Genomic DNA, 17,723 nt, shown 5'->3' on the forward strand with positions numbered 1-17,723 from the left:
CGGAAGGCAGGAAATGGAGGCATGAGCGCCGCGTGGGGCTCTGAACACGCACTGTTGGTGTTTTCTCCTGGTTTCCTGGCTATAGAATTCAGGAACCTGAAAACCAGGATGCGAAGCCGGGGGCAGTTTCCTGGATTCAGGGTTTCCTGCTCTCTTTTCCGGCCTTGGGCGTTCCGCCTGCCGACGTCATCGTCACGCGATGCGACTTGGCACCCGTGGGGCAGGGGCTTCATCCTCCGCTCGCTTTCTGTCGATGCCCCGTTTACCCCATCGCTTTTCCGTGGTCTGCCTGCTCGCTGCGCTGCTGCTGCCGGGTGCGGGCCGACTCTTGGCCGCGGAGCCGGTGGAGTTTGCCCGCGAGATTCAGCCGCTGCTGGCGAGCCGCTGTTACGATTGTCACGGACCGGAGCAGGCGAAGGGCGGTCTGCGGCTCACGTCGCTCCGAGCCGCGCTCAAGGGCGGTGAATCCGGCGAGCCCGCACTTATCGCGGGCCAAGGCGCGAAGAGTCTGCTGTTGCATCGGGTCGTCACAACCGACGACGAGGACGTCATGCCGCAGAAGGGCGAACGGTTGACGGCCGCCGAGGTGACGCTGCTGCAACGCTGGATCGACGAAGGCGCGCCGTGGCCGGAAAACCTGCAGCATTGGGCCTACGTGAAACCGGTGCGCGCGGCCCTGCCCGCGGTCGCGGCGTCGCTGCAGCCGCTGAATCCGATCGACCACTTCGTGTTTGCGCGGCTCGCCGCCGAGGGACTCGCACCGTCGCCAGCGACCGACAAGGCGCGGTGGTTGCGGCGCGTTTCACTTGATCTGGTGGGTCTGCCGCCGACTCCGGCGGAACTCGCGGACTTTGCGGCCGACGCCACGCCGCGGGCCTTCGAACGCGTCGTGGATCGGCTGCTGGCGTCGCCGCACTACGGCGAGCGCTGGGCGAGACCGTGGCTCGATCTCGCACGGTACGCGGACTCGCATGGGTTTCAACGCGACGACCTGCGCGACCTCTGGCCGTACCGCGACTGGGTCGTGCGGGCGATGAACGCCGACATGCCGTTTGACCAATTCACGGTCTGGCAGGTCGCGGGCGATCTGTTGCCTGAGGCGCGGGACAAACGAAATCTCGATCCGCTGATCGCCACCGGCTTTCACCGCGCCGCGCCGACCAATGTCGAAGCGGGGACGGATCAGGAGGAGGGACGCGTCAACCAGGTCTTCGATCGCGTGAATACCACCGCCGCCACCTGGCTCGGCACCACGCTGGAGTGCGCGCAGTGTCACAATCACAAATATGATCCCTTCACGCAGAAGGAATACTACCAGCTGTTCGCGTTCTTCAACCAGACCGCGATCGAGACCGCGTTCGCGAGTCCCAAGGCAATGGCGACGCTGAAGTTCACTGGACCCTATCTGACGCTGCCGAATCCGGCGGTGGAGGCGAAGCGACCGGCGTTGTTGGAGCGGGCGGCGGCCCTCGATGCGCAAATCGCCACGCAGACCGCGGCGGCGCTGAGCCAGCTGCCCGCGTGGGAGAAAATCGCGGCGACCGAAACCGTCGGAGCCGAGAGCGTCCCGGCCGAAATTGCGGCGATCGTGCGCGTGGACGCCGCGCGCCGGACCAAGGCGCAGATCGCCCGCTTGCGCGCGCATGTGCTCGAGCAGGAGCCTGCGCTGGTCCAAACGAAGCGCGACCGAGCCGAGGTCACGCGCGCGCTCGCGGCGCTGGAAAGTCCGCGCACGCTGGTGATGGAGGAAATGTCCGCGCAGCGGCCCACGGCGTTGCTCAAGCGCGGGAATTTTCTCGAGCCGGGCGAAGCGGTCGCTCCCTCCACGCCGGCGGTGCTGCATGCCGCCGCGCTGCCGGCCACGCCGAACCGCCTCGATCTCGCGCAGTGGCTCGTCGATCGGGAGAACCCCCTCGTGGCGCGCGTCACCGTGAACCGCTGGTGGGCGGAATTTTTTGGACGCGGCATCGTGGCGACGCCCGAGGATTTCGGCGTCAAGGGCGAGGCGCCGACCCATCCTGCGCTGCTCGACTGGCTCGCGGTCGAGTTCATGGAGCGCGGCTGGAGCATGAAGCATATCCACAAACTCATCACGCTGTCGGCGACGTACCGGCAGTCGTCGCGGGTGACGCCCGCGTTGCTGGCCCGCGACGATCAGAACCGCCTGCTCGCGCGCGGTCCGCGTTTCCGTCTCGATGCGGAGGCGATTCGGGACAACGCGCTCGCCGCGGCCGGCCTGCTCAGTGCGAAGATGGGGGGCCCGCCGGTGCGACCGTATCAGCCGCCGGGCTTGTGGGACAGCAAGGTGGGAGGCGACAAGGTGACTTACGATCTCAGTGAGGGTGAGGATGCGCATCGGCGCGGCTTGTACACGGTGTGGAAACGCGGCTCGCCGTATCCGAGCTTCGTCAATTTCGATGCGACCGCGCGCACCGCGTGCACGGTCAAACGTTCGCGGTCCAACACGCCGCTGCAGGCGCTCACGCTCTTGAATGATCCGGTTTACGTCGAGGCGGCACAGGCGCTCGCGCGCCGGGTGTTGCAGGAGCGGCCTGACGCCGCACCGGTGGAACGAATCCGGTTCGTGTTTCAGCTCTGCCTCACGCGCCCGCCAAGTCCGGGGGAGATCGCGGCATTGCAGACGCTGATCGCGCAGCAGACAGCGGCGGGCCGCGACGAAGCCGCCGTGTGGCAGGCGGTCGCGACGACGTTGCTCAATCTCGACGAGATGATCACCAAAGGCTGACGCATGCATCCGTTTGAAACGCCGCATCAGCTCGGGAAGTCGCTGGGGAAAATCCAAAGTGGTGGGAGCATCCTGCTCCCGCTTGCCGGAAGGGGAGCTGGAAGCTCCCGCTACATTGTGACGCGTCATGATTCGTCCGGACGAGGGTTGCCGCCATACGGATTGGAGCAGACGCGTCGGGCGTTCCTGCGGACGTCCGGACTCGGGCTTGGCGCGCTGGCGCTGGGCTCGCTGCTGACGGAAGGCGTGTTCGCGGCGGGCGGCCCGGCCGATCCGCTGGCACCGCGCGCGACGCACTTCGCGCCGCGGGCGAAGCGCGTGATCTATCTGCACATGGTGGGCGCGCCGTCGCAGCTGGATCTTTTCGACTACAAGCCGGCGCTGCAGCAGTACGACGGCAAGCCGTGTCCGGACGAATTCATCAAGGGCAAACGCTTCGCCTTTCTCCGCGGCCATCCGAACATCGCGGCTTCGCGCTACGCGTTCCAGCGCCACGGCCGGAGCGGTGCGGAAATCTCCGAGTTGCTGCCGCACCTCGCGACGGTGGCGGACGAGATCGCGATCGTGAAGTCGCTGCAGACAGACGAGTTCAACCACGCTCCTGCGCAACTCTTCCTGCACACCGGCTTCGGCCGGCTTGGGCGGCCGAGTTTCGGGTCGTGGGTCACGTACGGGCTGGGCTCGGAGAATGCCGACCTGCCGGCGTATGTGGTGCTCCAGTCGGGGCCGCTGGCGGGCGCGGGCACGAGCCTCTGGTCGCCGGGCTTCCTCCCGAGTGTGCACCAGGGCGTGCAATTTCGATCCAGCGGCGAGCCCGTGCTCTTCCTCGACAATCCCAAGGGCCACACCGCCGGCGACCGTCGCCAGGTGCTGGATACGGTGCGGGCGTTGAACGAGGCGCAACTGGCGGACGTGGGCGATCCCGAGATCGCCACGCGCATCAGCCAGTACGAGATGGCGTTTCGCATGCAGACGTCGGTGCCGGAGTTGATGGACATCAGCCGGGAGTCGAAGGCCACGCTCGAGCTCTATGGCGCGGCACCCGGCAAGGCGTCGTTTGCCAACAACTGCCTGCTCGCCCGCCGGCTCGTGGAGCGCGGCGTGCGCATGGTGCAGCTCTACGACGCCGACTGGGATCATCACGGCGATCTGGCGACCCGCCTGCCGCGCAAGTGCAGGGATGTCGATCAAGGCATGGCCGCGTTGATCAAGGATCTGAAACAGCGCGGGCTCCTCGATGACACGCTCGTGGTGTGGGGCGGCGAGTTCGGCCGCACGCCGATGGCGCAGACGGATTCAGGCACCGGTGCGGTGACCAAGCCGGGGCGCGATCACCACAAGGATGCGTTCACGATGTGGCTGGCCGGTGGCGGCGTGAAACGGGGCCTGACCTACGGGCGGACCGACGATCTCGGCTATCACATCGCGGAGCATCCCGTCCACGTGCACGATCTCAACGCGACGGTGCTGCACCTGCTCGGGCTCGATCACGAGCGGCTGACGTTCCGGTATCAGGGCCGGGACTTCCGGCTCACGGACGTCCACGGCCGGGTCGTGCGCGAGCTGCTGATCTAGCGAGCGTTCCGCCTGAGCCGGACTCATGCGGTTGAACGTTGAAAGGTGAAAGAACCGGAAGCAGCCGGTGCTGGGTGTTTGGGGGCTTTCAACCTTCAACTTTCACCCTTCAACTGAATGGTTCCGCCTGAGGCGGAAAAATTCACGCGGCGGCGCGCGACGAGAAGATTTGCGGCAGCAGGCGTTCCATCTCGGCGGCCGAGGTGCGGTAGAGTTCGTCAAGCTCGGCTGGCAGCTCCGCCCACGCGTGGAGCCGGTTTTCCCGCAGCGCATGGAGCGTTTCGGCGCAGTGGCTTCCCATGCGGCTCCAACCCAGCGCCAGCACGCACCCCTTCAGGCCGTGCACGCAGAGCGCGACTTGTTTCGAATTCCGGGCGGCACAGGCCTCGATGAGGCGCGGGCGCAGGGACGCGAAATCGGCCTGCGAAGCGGCGTAGATTTGGGTGATGAGATCAGTGGCAGCGTTGGCGTCCAGACCCTGGGTGGTGGCGCGCAGATGATCGGCGTCAACCCACGCTTCGGGGAGATTGACACCGACGGGCGTTGCCGCGGTGGAGAGCGGGCGGGATCGGATTCCGCCTTCGAACAACAGCTCGATGCACGCCTGCAGATTTTTAGGGAGGATTGGTTTGCAGAGATACGCGTCCATGCCGGCGGCGAGGCAGCGCTCGCGGTCGCCGGGCTGGGTGCTGGCGGTCACGGCGACCACGCGGGGGCGTTGCTGCGGATCGGGAAAACGCCGGCAGATTTCCCGGGCGGCGCTGATGCCGGCGAGCACGGGCATCTGGATGTCGAGCAGGATGAGATCGTAGGAACGCTCCGCGAGCCGCTCCAATACCTGCGCACCGTTTTCCACCATGTCTGTCTGGTAGCCGAGGTGACGGCAGATGTACGTGAGCATTTCTCGATTGGTGTACGTGTCGTCGGCGGAAAGAATGCGCAGCGGAATGCGTTCGCCGAGTTTCTGGTGGTTTCGAGCGGGCGCGGCCTCCGCGGTCGGAGGCGATTCCTTGCCGATGAGGGCGGCCAGCGCACGACTCAGATCCTCCGGGCTGAACGGGCCCGCCAACGTTCCGGAGCGCCCGGGCACGGTCGCCACGAGGCTGGGGCCCGGAGGGACCAGCCAGAGGACGGGCAGCGTTTGGGTCGACGTGAAATGGGCGAACGGGCTGGTCGTGGCCGCTGACGGTGACGGCAGGCGGCGCAGGACGAGATCGAAGTTTCCGGTCGTGGCCAGCGAGATGCCCGCGGCCGCCGTGCGGGCCTCGGTGACGTTGATTCGCCAAGCCTTCATCATGGCAACCAACTGCCGGCGTCGACCCGGATCGCTTTCCACCACCAACACCCGCCGGCCCGTGAGACGCGGATGACCAGCCACGGTGAAAATCGGCGGCGCGCCGGCGACGGCGAGGAGGCAGAGCGTCACCCGGAAGATTGATCCCACGCCGGGCCGGCTGGCCACGGTGATGCGTCCGCCCATGAGATCGACGATGGATTTGCTGATGGCCAGACCGAGTCCGGTGCCCTCGAAGCGCCGGGTGGTGGAGTCATCTGCCTGCGAGAACGGTTTGAACAGTTTGCCCAGATTGCCCGGGGCGATTCCGATGCCGGTGTCGGCCACGCTGAAATTCAGCTCCCAACGCCCCTGGGACAGCGGGGCTGCCCGCAGGCGCAGGTGGACGCGGCCGGAGTCGGTGAACTTGATGGCGTTGGCGATCAGGTTGACGAGGACCTGTTGCAGCCGGAAGGGATCGCCTGAAAATTCGGCTGGGAGCCGCGGGTCGAGATCATAACCGACCTCGATGGACTTGCGCAGGGCGGCCTCGCTCGTGACCCGGAGGGCGTTCAACACCACCGCTGCTACGGAAAACGGCTTCGTATCCAGCGTGGCCTTACCCGCTTCGAGCGTGGAATGCGTCAGGATGGTCTGGATGTTCTCCAGCAGATTTTCACCGCATTGATGGATCAGCTTGACGGCGTCCTTCGCGGCAGCCGGCAGGTCCTGTTCGACGAGCGTGGCGGAAATGCCGTTGATCGTGTTAAGCGGCGTGCGCAGTTCATGGCTCATGTTGGCCAGGAAGCGCGATTTCAAACGGACCGACTCCAAGGCGTCGTCCCGGGCGCGTTCCAGCTGTCGCTCGAAGGCGCGGCGTTCCGAGATGTCGCGATAGACTGCGACGAAGTGGGTGATATGGCCCGCGGGCGTTCGAACGGGCGCGATCTGCCATTCAACCTCGTAGGTGCTGCCGTCCTTGCGGTAGTTGACGGTTTCACCCTGGAACGTATCGCCCCGGGAGAGCGCGGCGCGCAGCCGGTCGAGCACGGCACGTTCGGTGCGCGGCCCTTGGGAGATCCGAGGGGACCTGCCGATGACCTCCGCGAGCGAATAGCCGGTCGCCTTGGTGAAGGCCGCATTCGCGAAGACGATGCGAGGGCCCGGACGATTCAGATCGGCGTCGGTGATGATGATCGCTTCGTTCGCCTGCTGCAAGGCGGAGACCAGGAGGTGCAACTGCTCCTCGTTCCGCTTGCGTGGCGTGATGTCGATGCCGATGGCCACGTACTGCCACGACCGGCCCTCGGCGTTCTTCATCGGCACGACGGTGGCCTGAGTCCATAATGCATCACCCGACTTGGTGTTTCCCTGCACTTCCCCCCGCCAGGTGGCACCAGCGGTGACCGTCGCCCACGACTCGCGGAAAAACGAATGAACGGGATGGGCGGCGCGCGACAAATCGGCGTTCACATCGAGCAGCTCTTCGCGGGTGTACCCGGAGAGCGCGCAAAGCCGGTCATTGACGTAGGTCAGCCGGCCCTCGAGGTCGGCAATGGCCACGCTGCCATGCTGGTCGAGCGCGGCCTTCTGTTCGATCAGGTGCACGGCGATCTGCCGCGCCTCGATCTGTCGCATGGCCTGTCGCGCGAGCATGATCAGGGCGTCCGTCTGGGCGGCGCTCAGATTTCGCGGCTCGACGTCGAGCACGCACAAGGCGCCGAGGATGGTTCCATCGCTGCTGACCAAAGGTGCGCCCGCGTAGAAGCGGAGGTGAGGGGCTCCCGTGACGAGCGGGTTGTCGGCAAAGCGCGGATCGAGCCGGGCGTCAGGGACGATCAGCGGATGGTCCGGCTGCAGGATGGTATGCGCGCAAAACGCGGTCTCGCGATTGGTCTCGCACAGGCTCAATCCGATGCGCGCCTTGAACCATTGCCGGGTCGCGTCAACCAGGCTCATGGCGGCGATCGGAGTGCCGCAGAGCTGGGCGGCCAGCCGGGCGAGATCGTCGAAGACCGGCTCGGGGGGCGTATCCAGAATCCCATGCGCGCGCAGGGCCGCCAGCCGGCGGCTCTCATTGGGTGGAACGGAGGCTTGCATGAGTAGGTCTCCGGAGGGTTCCTGGTGCGGCTAGAACAATTCGACGCCGGTGCCGAGGTCGTCACTGGCGGCGGACACGGTGGCGAGCGGTGGGGCGGCGGCAGCGGGGGTGGCAGGTGCCGCGGTGGTGCTGGCGGGTTCCGGCTTGAGCGCGGACGAGATGGTGCGCGTGATGGCCGGTGCAGGTGCAGGCGTGGGTTCGTCGTCGAAGAGTTCGATTGCGGTGATGGCGGCAACCGGAGCCGCCGCAGCGGGCGCGGTGGAGGCGATGGCCGCGGTGTGCGCCTCGCGTTCCTCCTTCATCGTATAGCGGCTCTCGTGGACGGCGATGCGCTGGGCGCCGGCCTCACTGATCGGTCCATGGGCAAAGTCCGCGGTGGCGGCGAGCAGGTTGTCGCACAGCCCCTCGGCGGTATCGAAGGACGTGGCGATGAGGTGGGGAAACTGCAGGGCTGGGAGCAGGTCTCGCACCTGGCGATAGGCGACGTCGAACTGACTCGACGCTTCGCCGGAGCTGCGGTGGATCCGATCATTGAATCGGGCGAGTTTCGCGGTGACGATGAGAGAGCCGCCGGCGAGTTCTGACTTTTCGCGACCGATGGTCTGCCGCACCTCGTCGCCTTCCTTCCGCATGGCGTTCAGTTGGACGAGGGTGTCGCCAAGCTGCTCACGCATCATCCGGGTCAGGTCCGCGGCATTGTGCGAGAGCTGGGCCGTTTCCTCGGCGAGTTTGTTCAACGCCCGGGCATCGGGCATCCGGGCGGCCGCGATCTGAGCGTTCAACGCGACCAGCTGTACCTCCAGTTCATGGTGGCGAATCTCAGTGGAAAAGACACGGACTGATTCCTCGATGCGGTCGAGCAGGCGGGCAATGCGATCGTTGGTAATTTCGCTCTGGCCGGCGATCTTCACGAGAATTTCGGTCTCGGACTTGAATTTTTCGCCCACCTGCGATTCGCGGAACACGGCATCGGCCACTTTTTCCATGGCGCTGAAGTGGTGCACGAGGGCCGCCCCGGTTCCGAGGAGGGCGCGCCCGGCGTCACCAATGCGATCGCTGGCGTCCTGAATGGCGCGGCGCGAGGTGCCGAGGTGGTTCCGCTGCACGCGGGCGGCGTGATGCAGATAGCTCAAGTCCGGCAAGACATTCTCCGCAGGTTCCAGGTCCCCGGCCATGTCATCGAAACCCTGGCTGACGTGGGCGAGTTGCTGGCTCACGATGTCCTGGTACTGGAGGGACGTGATCAGCGCTCCCGTCTGGGTGCGTGCCTGGGCAAGGAGGGCGGTGATTTCCCTGCTGCCTTGAACGCAGGGGGCGAGGCCGGACTTGATTCTGTCCAGTTCAGCGCGGAGCAGGCCGATGCTGCGCTGCGCGTTGTCGTGCAGCGTCTCCTTCAGGTTCTGCAGCAGGATGCGGCCTGTGACGGCTTCCCGGACAATCGTCTCCAGTTTGGTGAACGCTGTTTCCACGGTCGCGCTCATCTGGCGTTCCATTGCGTCCATCTCTCCGGCGACGGCGACGAACACTGCGCGATCGGTCGACGGAATTCGGGCCGCCTCCGCCCGGATGTTCATGACCAGGACCCGAAACATCAGGCTGTTTTTCGAAAAGCGATTTCGGTTCTGCAACAGCCGCTCTTCCATCAGCTCCATCTGCTCCTCCTGGGACAGCGCGATGCCGATGCTGGCGTGCGCGAGATCGACGGACCGCTTGAACAGCTCGAACGCCGAGGTCAGCGCGCGATCCTCGTCGGTCTCCTGCAGGATGGCGTCGAGCTGCTCGGCCTTGGTGCGCACTTCGCCGAGCCGGCTGTGCAACGCCGACACATCCTCGGCAATCTGCGTGAACTCGTCGCTGGAGCAGCGCCCGAACTCCACCAGCGCTTCCTGGGCTGCGGCCACCTCAGGGGCGAAATGGTGCACGGTCTGCAGCGCGTCCGCGGGTTGCGGATCGTTCGCAGCCGGCGGGGTGCGTTCCCGCCAGCGGAGAATAAACCGGGGAAGGTGGAGCCGGAGCTGCATGATCAGTGAGTCGGCGCGTCGGCTTCCACGACGGACGGCGGCAGGAGTTGCTGCACGCCCCAGAGCAGGGTTTCGGGCATGACCGGCTTCGAAAGCACCCGCATGGCTCTGCGGCCTTCGCCGAGCGAGGCCTGCGCGAGCGACGCTTCCGAGGTGATGGCCAGGATCGGTATCCGGTGGTGGCCGGCCTCGCGGTCGAGGTGGGCGATGAACGCCTCGCCGTCCATGCCTGGCATCACCATGTCGAGGAGGATGAGGTCGATGGGACTTTCGTGCAGACGGGCCAAGGCTTCGGCCCCGTCATTTGCGCCGATGCACCGGTAGCCTTTCCGCGTGAGAAAGCTCATGTGATACAGCCGGACGCTGGCGAAGTCGTCGATGATCAGAATGGTTTGAGTCATGGGAGGAGTGGCGCGCGGAGGCTCACGCTGCCGCGGCGGCGGCCGGGGCGGGGCGATAGACGACCGTTGCACCCTGCGTGACCGGCGCCCAATGCGGGTCCAGGTTCAGCGTGGTTTCACTCGAACCCAGAAAAAGGCTGCCGTGGGGTCGGAGACAGAGCCGGAGTTTCTTCAGGATCGCCCGCTTCGTTTCGACGTTGAAATAGATCATCACGTTCCGAATGAAAACGAAGTCGCAGGGCGGCAGAATCGGCCACGGCTGGACGAGGTTGAGCGCCTTGAACTGCACCATCTGGCGGATCTCAGGCTTGATGACCCACGCGCCGTTTTGCTGCGTGAAATACTTGATCAGGAAGGGGGCCGGCAGCCCGCGGTTGACCTCAATCTGGTTGTAGCGGCCGGCCTGGGCCTGCACCAGCACTGTGGGGGAAAAATCGGTGGCGATGATCTCAATCTGCCACGAGGCGAGCTGGGGAAAGTGCTCCCGCAGCAGCATCGCGATGCTGTACGGTTCCTGCCCGGTCGAACAGGCGGCGCACCAAATCGTCAGCTTGCGCGAGTCGGCCCGTTTTTCGATCAGCTCCGGCACAAGCGCGCGGCGCATGGCGTCGAACGGATGAAAGTCGCGGAAGAAGTAGGTTTCGTTGGTGGTCAGGGCATCGACCGCCTTGGCCTGCAGGGGCCCCGGGCTGCGGTCCTTGCGCATGGCAGCGATGAACGCGCTAAGATCCGTGAAACCCTCCCGTTGGGCGAGCGGAGTCAGGCGGGCCTCGACCAGGTATTCCTTGCCGGGCTCAAGGATGATGGCGGCCTGGCTGTAGGCCAGGGAGCTGACGAAGTCGAAGTCGGGGGCGGAGAGGGCGCTCATGAAAGGGGGGAGAAGTGCAGGGCGGGAGTTCGACGATGGGCGGCGACGCGTCGGGTGATTTCCTGGGCGACTTCGCGCAGCGGCAGGGTCCGATCGGCGAGACCGGCGTTGACCACGTGACCGGGCATGCCCCAGACGACACTGGAGGCCTCGTCCTGCGCCAGAATGGGGGCGTGGCAGTCGCGGAGTGCGCGGCAACCGTGGAGCCCGTCCTGTCCCATGCCGGTAAGAATGACGCCGAGCGCGGAGGCGCCGCAGGCGCTGGCGACACTGCGAAAGAGGACGTCCACGGCGGGCCGGCATGAATTCTCCGGGGGGTGATCCTGGAGATGCAGCCGCAGCACGCCGCCGGAGCGGACCACTTCCATGTGATGACCGCCGGGCGCGATGTAGGCGTGGCCTGGTTCGACCAGCTGGCCGGCGGCACCCTCGCAGCAGGGTAGCGTGCCGAGCTTCGCCAGGCGTTCCGCGAGCATCTTCGTGAACAGAACGGGCATGTGTTGCACGATCACCACTGGCACCGGCAGGTTGCGGGGAAGGCCGGAGAACAGTTCGGCGAGGGCGTTCGGTCCGCCGGTGGACGTGCCAATGCAAACCAGCTCCGTGGGCTGGGGCTGCGGGACAAAGCGCGGCAGGTTGGTGTTCACGGGAAGGGGCACCGGAGAGGCTTGTTTCCGGGGCACGGGCACCGTGCCGGGGGTGAGCAGATGGCGGCCGTGGAGTTTGATCTTGGGCACCAGCTCCTGCTCGAGCCGCTGCAGGCTCATGGAAACGCTGCCGATGTTCGCCGGCTTCGTGACGTAGTCCGTCGCACCCGCGGCGAGCGCATCCAGCGTGGAGGCTGCACCGCGCTCCGTCAGCGTGCTGAACATGATCACCGGCAGGCGGGGATACGTCTTCCGGATTTCGCGCACGGTCTCGATGCCGTTCATCTCCGGCATCTCGATGTCGAGCGTGACCACGTCCGGATTGACCTGCGGAATTTTCGCGAGAGCGATCCGGCCGTGCGCGGCGGCACCGACCACCTCGATGTCGGGATCGTGCGACAGCGCTTCCGAGATCAAGCGGCGCATGACCACGGCGTCATCGACCACCAATACGCGGATTTTGAGCATGAAGGTGAGGGCGGGGCGGGGACGACGCGGGTTATTCGACGACGCCCAGCAGGCGCAGTTTTTCGTGCAGGGATTCGCGGGACACGGGTTTCATCAGGTAGTCGGTGGCACCGGCCTCGAGGGCGGCGGTGACGCGATCCATCGAGTTCTGCGTGGTGACCATCATGAGCTTGATGTTGTTGTAACCGGCGTTGGCCCGGACGGCCTTGACGAACTCCAGGCCGTTCATGCGGGGCATGTCCCAGTCGACCAGGGCGAGGTCGAAATCGGAGTGCTGCTGCAGCACTTCGAGGGCGTTGCATCCGTCCTCGGCGCGCTCGGTTTCGAGCCGCAGGTCCTGGACGAGTGCGCTGAGAAAGGTGCGCATGGCCTTGGAATCGTCGACGATGAGAATCTTCATGAGGGAGGGCGGGTGGCACCGGGACGGCCGCGTGGCCGTCCCGGGTGCGAAGGGGGGACGAATCAGCTCCGGGCCTGCTCGACGACGTGCTTGAGGTCGGCAGCGAGCTTCGCGAGTTCGGTCGCGGCGGTGAGCGTGTTGTTGGCACCCTCGGTGGTGTTGCGGGCGGCCGTGGACACGTTCGCGATGTTGCGGGAGATCTCGGTGCTGCCACGCGCCGCCTCGGAGGCATTGCGGGCAATTTCGTTCGTCGTCGCGGACTGTTCCTCGACCGCGCTCGCGATGGTGTTCGAGATGTCGTTGATCTGCCCGATGATCGTTCCGATTTGATTGATGGAGGTCACTGCGCCCTTGGCGTCCTGCTGGATGGCCTCGATCTTCTGGCTGATTTCCTCGGTGGCCTTGGCGGTCTGCTTCGCCAGTTCCTTCACCTCGTTGGCGACGACGGCGAAACCCTTGCCTGCTTCGCCGGCGCGGGCGGCCTCGATGGTGGCGTTGAGCGCGAGCAGGTTCGTCTGCTGGGCGATCGACGTGATGACCTTGATCACCTTGCCGATGTCGACGCTGCTGACGCCGAGCTTGGCCACGGTCTGGTTGGTCTCCTCCGCGACCTTGACGGCGGCGGTCGCGACCTTGGCGGCCTCGTTGGCGTTCTTGGCGATCTCCTTCACGCTGGCGCTCATCTCCTCGGCGCTGGTCGCGACGGTTGCGACGTTCTTGCTGACCTCTTCCGAAGCGGCGGCGACCACGTTGGACTGAGCGGACGTCTCCTCGGAGTTGCTGCTCATCTGCTGGCTCACGGCGGTGAGTTCCTCCGCGGACGAGGCGAGCGCCTGGGAGTTCTGCGAGACGGCGAGCATGGTTCGGCGCAGGCTTTCCTCGGCGACCTTGCGGGCCGTGATATCCGTGGCGACCTTGACGACCTTGGCCAGACGGCCGTCGGCCCCGAAGGCCGGATTGTAGGTCGCCTGAATCCACACGTCCCGACCGCCCTTGCCGATGCGCTTGTATTCGGCTGTCTGGAATTTGCCCTCGTTGAGATCCTTCCAGAACTGACGGTAGGCCGGCGTCTCGCGATAGGCGGGCTCGACGAACATGCTGTGGTGCTTGCCCGTGATTTCGTCGAGGGCGTAGCCGAGGGTCTGCAGGAAGTTCGAGTTGGCGGTGATGATCGTGCCGTCAGGACCGAACTCGATGACCGCCTGGGTGCGGTTGATTTCATCGAGCTGACGACGGGCGTTGTCGTTGGCAATTTTCTGCGCCGTCACATCGGAGGCGATTTGAATCACCATCGTGACGCGACCCATCTCGTCCTTGATCGGCGAATACGCGGCCTGAACGTAGATGTCGTGGCCGTCCTTCGTCTTGCGCTTGAACGTGTCGACCTGGCCGATGCCGGCATTCAGGTTGGTCCAGAACTTCGTGTACTCCGCGGACTGGGCGTAGCTGCGGTCGACCAGGATCGCGTGCTTCTGGCCGACGACTTCGTCGGTGCGGTAACCGAAGGTTTTGAGAAAATTCTTGTTGGCGGAGAGGACGGTGCCGCGCGGATCGAACTCGATGTAGGCGTAGGCCTCGTCGATGCCGGCCAGGATGCCCTTCATCTTCTGGCGCTCGACCTCCATCTCGGTGATGTCGTAGCGGACGCCGATATATTTCTTCGGCTTGCCGTTCTCTCCGAGCACCGGGGCGATGACGGCGTCGACGTAATACGGCGTGCCGTCCTTCTTCCGGTTCTTGACCACGCCGCGGAAAATTTTGCCGCGGCCGATCGTCGACCAGAGCTCCTTGAAGACTTCCTTCGGCATGTCGGGATGCCGGGTGGTGTTGTGCGGGTGGCCGATCAGCTCGTCGCGATTGTACTGCGAGACGTCGCAGAACTTCTGGTTGATGTCGACGATGTCACCCTTGAGATCGGACTCTGAGACGATGCTCGTGAGATTGATGATGTCGGCCCGCACCTTCAGATCTGCAACTTGGGCGGCGAGGGCGTATCGCTCCGTGACATCGATGGCGACGAGGACGACCTTGTACGGCTGGCCGCGATTGTCGGCGACGGGCTCCCAAGAGGCGCGCAGCCGGATCTCGATGCCTGCCTTGTTGAAGTAACGCACGTCCTCGGCGCGGGCCTTGCCGGCGGCGAGATCGGTCCAACCCTGCCGGTACGCCGCGCTCTCGCGCTCGTTCGGCGCGACGAAGCGCGCATGGGGCTGGCCCTGCACCTCGGCGAGGGTGTAACCGACGAGGTTCAGAAAATTCTCGTTCGCGGTGAGGAGCACGCCATCGAGTCCGAACTCGGCGACGGCCTGCAGCCGGTCGACGGCCTGGCGGCGGGCCTGCAGTTCGTTGAGGGTGGCTTCATCCGCGGCGCGCGCGGCGGATTTGACGGACTGCTTGGTGTTGCGGACGGCGACCGCGGGCGCGGACCGGGTGGGTTGGGCTTTGGACTGCAGAGCGGCGGATTTCATTGGGAGTGGAAAGGTTGAGGATCAGGCGTGGGTTTCGTGGAGGGGCGACGCGATGGAAACAGCTCCGGCGACGTCGAGAATCAGGAGGAGGCGGTCGTCGAGTTTGTAGACGCCAGTGACGAGCTCGCGGGCCTTGCCCTCGAGGGTCTCGGGCGGACGCTCGTAGCTCTCGGGATCAACCTCGACGACGTCACCGATCTCGTCGACGAGGAGGCTCACCGCGCCGTCCGTGGTCCGCACGATGACGTTCATCGGCAGCGCCTCGCCTTCGCGGGGCGGCAGCTCGAGCTGGGAGCGGAGGTCGATCGCCGTGACGATCTGGCCGCGGAGGTTGATGAGGCCGTGGACGGTCGCGGGCGCGAGCGGCACGGGCGTCATCTCCTGGTAACGGATGACCTCCTGGATCATCTTCACTTCGATCCCGAAGGTGAAGTGGTGGAGGGTGAAGGTGCAGAACTGGTGGGTGTCGCTCATCGGCGGGGTCTCAGGTGGCGCTGGTTTCGTAGAACGCGGGATCGGCCGCGCGGATGATGCCCTCGACGTCGAGCAGATCGGTCACCCGATGTTGGATGACGGCCGAGCCGAGGATGCCTTCGCGCGTGGCGGCGCGCTGCGCGGTCAACGCCTCGTGCACGATGTCGCTGATGGTGGAGACAACGAGACCGACACTGCGGCCGTGTTCCGAGTAGACGACGACCTGCATGAAATCCGGCAGCTCGCCGGTTGTATCCGCGTCAGCCTCATCCCCGATGTAGTCGGCGACGCGGATTAGCGGCATGATCTGGCCGCGGTACTGGACTACTTCGCGGCGGCCGCTGCGCTCAATGCTGGCGACGGGCAGTTCCTCGAGCCGTGCGACCATGGAAAGCGGCAGTGCCAGATGACGCCCGCGGCGGGACTCGAAGAGCAGCAGGGTCTGGCGATCATCGCGCTGGTTTTCGCCCTGGCTGTCGTCGGCGAGCGCGCGGTCGCGCACCTCGGTGACGACCCGCGCCTGGTGGGCGACGCCGAGCACATCGAGGATGAGCGCGACGCGGCCGTCGCCCATGATGGTGGCGCCGGCGAAGCACGCCAGGCTCTTGAGCTGCTTGCCGAGCGGCTTCACGACGATTTCCTCGGCGTCGTTGATCACGTCGACGACCAGCCCGAACTGGCGGCCGTCGGCCTGCAGCACGACGATGCTCACGGCCTCGTCGCCGGTCTTGGTCTTGAGCCGCAGGTGCCGGTTGAGGTCGACGAGCGGGAGCAGTTTGCCGCGCAGCCGGTACACCGGCGCGTTGTAGAGTGTTTCGATTTTGCGCTGCGCGTCCTCGCCCTCGAGGCGCACCAGTTCCAGCAGGTTCACCTGCGGAATCGCGAAGCGTTCGCCGCCGCTCGTGACAATCAGGGCGGGAATGATCGCGAGCGTGAGCGGGATCTTGATCTTGAGCGTCGTGCCGCGACCGGCCGCGCTCTGCACGTCGACCGAGCCGCCGATCTTCTCGATGTTCGTCTTGACGACGTCCATGCCGACGCCGCGGCCGGAGAGGTTGGTGACTTTTTCCGCGGTGGAAAATCCGGGGAGGAAAATGAGATTGAAGACTTCGCGGTCGCTGAGGCGGGCCGCCTGGTCGACGGTGATCAGGCCGCGTTCAATCGCCTTGGCCTTCACGCGCGGGACGTTGATGCCCTGGCCGTCGTCGGTGAACTCGATGTTGACCTGGCCGCCCTCGTGAAAGGCCCGGAGCAGCAGCCGGCCTTCCTCGGTCTTGCCGGCCGCGAGTCGGGCGGCGGGCACCTCGAGGCCGTGATCGATGGCGTTGCGGACGATGTGAGTGAGCGGGTCCTTGATCGCCTCGATGATCGTGCGATCGAGCTCCGTCTCCTGACCCTCCATCACGAGATTGATCTTCTTGCCCAGTTCCTGGGAGACGTCGCGGACGATGCGGGGAAACTTGGCCCACACGTTCCCGATGGGCTGCATCCGCGTTTTCATTACGCTGCCCTGCAGCTCGGTCGTGATGAGATTCAGGCGCTGCGACGCGGCATGCAGCGCGGCGGCGTCGGGCTGGGCGACATTTTGGATGATCTGGTTGCGGGCGAGCACGAGTTCGCCGACCAGATTCATCAACTTGTCGAGCTGCGTGACCTCGACGCGGATGGCGCTCTCGGACACGGAGGCGCGACCGGAGGGCTCGGCTTCTGCGGCGGCGCGGGGCGCGGCGGCCGGGGCTTCTTCAAACAAACCGTAGGCCGCGGGCGCTGCGGGCGCGGGTGCCGCCGGAGCGGGGACGGGCGCGTCGTCGTCGAACAGGCCGAAGCCTGCGGGCGCGCTCGGTGCCGCGGGCGCGGCCGATGCCGGAGCGGCGCCGGGCGTTTGCAGCGCCTGCAGCCGGTCGATCAGCGCCGTGTGATCCGTGGTGCCCTCGGTGCCGTGATTCTCGAGGTGGCGCAGGATGCCGCGCAGGGCGTCGGAGAGGGCGAGCAACGCCGAGATCAATTCCGCGCTCGATTGAATCTTACCGTCGCGCAGGAGGCTCAGCAGGCTTTCGCCGACGTGTGCCGTGGCTTCGATGCGGCCGAGGCCGATGCAGCCCGCGGTGCCCTTGATGGTGTGGATGACGCGAAAGATGATGTTCAGCGTCTCCTCGTTGCGCGCGCCCTTTTCCAGGGCCAGGAGCTCGCGATCGAAACGCTCCAATCCCTCGAAGCTTTCGATCAGGAGGTCGGTGATCAGCTGCCGGTGAAGTTCGTCGGAAACGGCGGGAAGCATGGG

The 17,723-nt window shown here is 65.7% G+C and carries 11 protein-coding genes; 2 read left to right on the top strand and 9 right to left on the bottom strand.

Going from position 1 to position 17,723, the window contains the following annotated elements; all coding sequences use genetic code 11:
• Positions 1-253: 253 nt before the first annotated feature.
• Positions 254-2,746: a PSD1 and planctomycete cytochrome C domain-containing protein gene (locus ACLJEU_RS08830; protein WP_414662241.1), complete on the top strand. Its 2,493-nt coding sequence runs from the start codon at positions 254-256 to the stop codon at positions 2,744-2,746.
• Between the two features lie 3 nt (positions 2,747-2,749).
• Positions 2,750-4,321 carry a DUF1501 domain-containing protein gene (locus tag ACLJEU_RS08835; RefSeq protein WP_414662242.1) on the top strand — a complete coding sequence of 524 codons (1,572 nt, stop codon included), beginning with the start codon at positions 2,750-2,752 and terminating at the stop codon, positions 4,319-4,321.
• A 142-nt stretch (positions 4,322-4,463) separates the two neighbouring features.
• Here the strand turns inward: ACLJEU_RS08835 and ACLJEU_RS08840 are convergent, their stop codons facing one another.
• From ACLJEU_RS08840 to ACLJEU_RS08880, 9 genes are all read right to left on the bottom strand, one after another.
• Positions 4,464-7,694 (bottom strand): PAS domain S-box protein, encoded by a 3,231-nt coding sequence (locus ACLJEU_RS08840; RefSeq protein WP_414662243.1) that lies wholly within the window; start codon positions 7,692-7,694, stop codon positions 4,464-4,466.
• 30 nt (positions 7,695-7,724) lie between these two features.
• Positions 7,725-9,716: a coiled-coil domain-containing protein gene (locus tag ACLJEU_RS08845; protein ID WP_414662244.1), complete on the bottom strand. Its 1,992-nt coding sequence runs from the start codon at positions 9,714-9,716 to the stop codon at positions 7,725-7,727.
• A 2-nt stretch (positions 9,717-9,718) separates the two neighbouring features.
• Complete coding sequence (locus ACLJEU_RS08850) at positions 9,719-10,117, bottom strand: response regulator (protein WP_414662245.1); 399 nt, start codon at positions 10,115-10,117, stop codon at positions 9,719-9,721.
• Positions 10,118-10,139: 22 nt separating this feature from the next.
• Positions 10,140-10,985 (bottom strand): CheR family methyltransferase, encoded by an 846-nt coding sequence (locus ACLJEU_RS08855; RefSeq protein ID WP_414662246.1) that lies wholly within the window; start codon positions 10,983-10,985, stop codon positions 10,140-10,142.
• Entirely contained in the window at positions 10,982-12,100 is a 1,119-nt protein-coding gene (locus ACLJEU_RS08860; protein ID WP_414662247.1) for a protein-glutamate methylesterase/protein-glutamine glutaminase, read from the bottom strand. The genes ACLJEU_RS08855 and ACLJEU_RS08860 overlap by 4 nt, the downstream gene beginning before the upstream one ends.
• 31 nt (positions 12,101-12,131) lie before the next feature.
• Complete coding sequence (locus tag ACLJEU_RS08865) at positions 12,132-12,500, bottom strand: response regulator (RefSeq protein WP_414662248.1); 369 nt, start codon at positions 12,498-12,500, stop codon at positions 12,132-12,134.
• A gap of 62 nt (positions 12,501-12,562) precedes the next feature.
• The gene (locus ACLJEU_RS08870) at positions 12,563-14,968 is read right to left on the bottom strand and encodes a methyl-accepting chemotaxis protein (protein ID WP_414662249.1); all 2,406 of its coding nucleotides are present in this window, start codon (positions 14,966-14,968) and stop codon (positions 12,563-12,565) included.
• Positions 14,969-14,989: 21 nt separating this feature from the next.
• A complete protein-coding gene (locus ACLJEU_RS08875) occupies positions 14,990-15,442 on the bottom strand; it encodes a chemotaxis protein CheW (RefSeq protein WP_414662250.1) in 453 nt (150 codons plus the stop codon).
• A 10-nt stretch (positions 15,443-15,452) separates the two neighbouring features.
• The gene (locus ACLJEU_RS08880; protein ID WP_414662251.1) at positions 15,453-17,720 is read right to left on the bottom strand and encodes a chemotaxis protein CheW; all 2,268 of its coding nucleotides are present in this window, start codon (positions 17,718-17,720) and stop codon (positions 15,453-15,455) included.
• Between the last annotated feature and the right edge of the window lie 3 nt (positions 17,721-17,723).

The sequence above is a fragment of the Terrisphaera buseokensis genome, from assembly GCF_047521145.2.
Classification (GTDB): Bacteria; Verrucomicrobiota; Verrucomicrobiia; order Opitutales; family Opitutaceae; genus ER46.

Bases quoted from the DNA above. Each gene is read 5' to 3' on its own strand.
- ACLJEU_RS08870 (WP_414662249.1), bottom strand. From the start codon at position 14,968: ATGAAATCCGCCGCTCTGCAGTCCAAAGCCCAACCCACCCGGTCCGCG.
- ACLJEU_RS08855 (WP_414662246.1), bottom strand. From the start codon at position 10,985: ATGAGCGCCCTCTCCGCCCCCGACTTCGACTTCGTCAGCTCCCTGGCC.
- ACLJEU_RS08840 (WP_414662243.1), bottom strand. From the start codon at position 7,694: ATGCAAGCCTCCGTTCCACCCAATGAGAGCCGCCGGCTGGCGGCCCTG.
- ACLJEU_RS08845 (WP_414662244.1), bottom strand. From the start codon at position 9,716: ATGCAGCTCCGGCTCCACCTTCCCCGGTTTATTCTCCGCTGGCGGGAA.
- ACLJEU_RS08850 (WP_414662245.1), bottom strand. From the start codon at position 10,117: ATGACTCAAACCATTCTGATCATCGACGACTTCGCCAGCGTCCGGCTG.
- ACLJEU_RS08835 (WP_414662242.1), top strand. From the start codon at position 2,750: ATGCATCCGTTTGAAACGCCGCATCAGCTCGGGAAGTCGCTGGGGAAA.
- ACLJEU_RS08875 (WP_414662250.1), bottom strand. From the start codon at position 15,442: ATGAGCGACACCCACCAGTTCTGCACCTTCACCCTCCACCACTTCACC.
- ACLJEU_RS08830 (WP_414662241.1), top strand. From the start codon at position 254: ATGCCCCGTTTACCCCATCGCTTTTCCGTGGTCTGCCTGCTCGCTGCG.
- ACLJEU_RS08865 (WP_414662248.1), bottom strand. From the start codon at position 12,500: ATGAAGATTCTCATCGTCGACGATTCCAAGGCCATGCGCACCTTTCTC.
- ACLJEU_RS08860 (WP_414662247.1), bottom strand. From the start codon at position 12,100: ATGCTCAAAATCCGCGTATTGGTGGTCGATGACGCCGTGGTCATGCGC.
- ACLJEU_RS08880 (WP_414662251.1), bottom strand. From the start codon at position 17,720: ATGCTTCCCGCCGTTTCCGACGAACTTCACCGGCAGCTGATCACCGAC.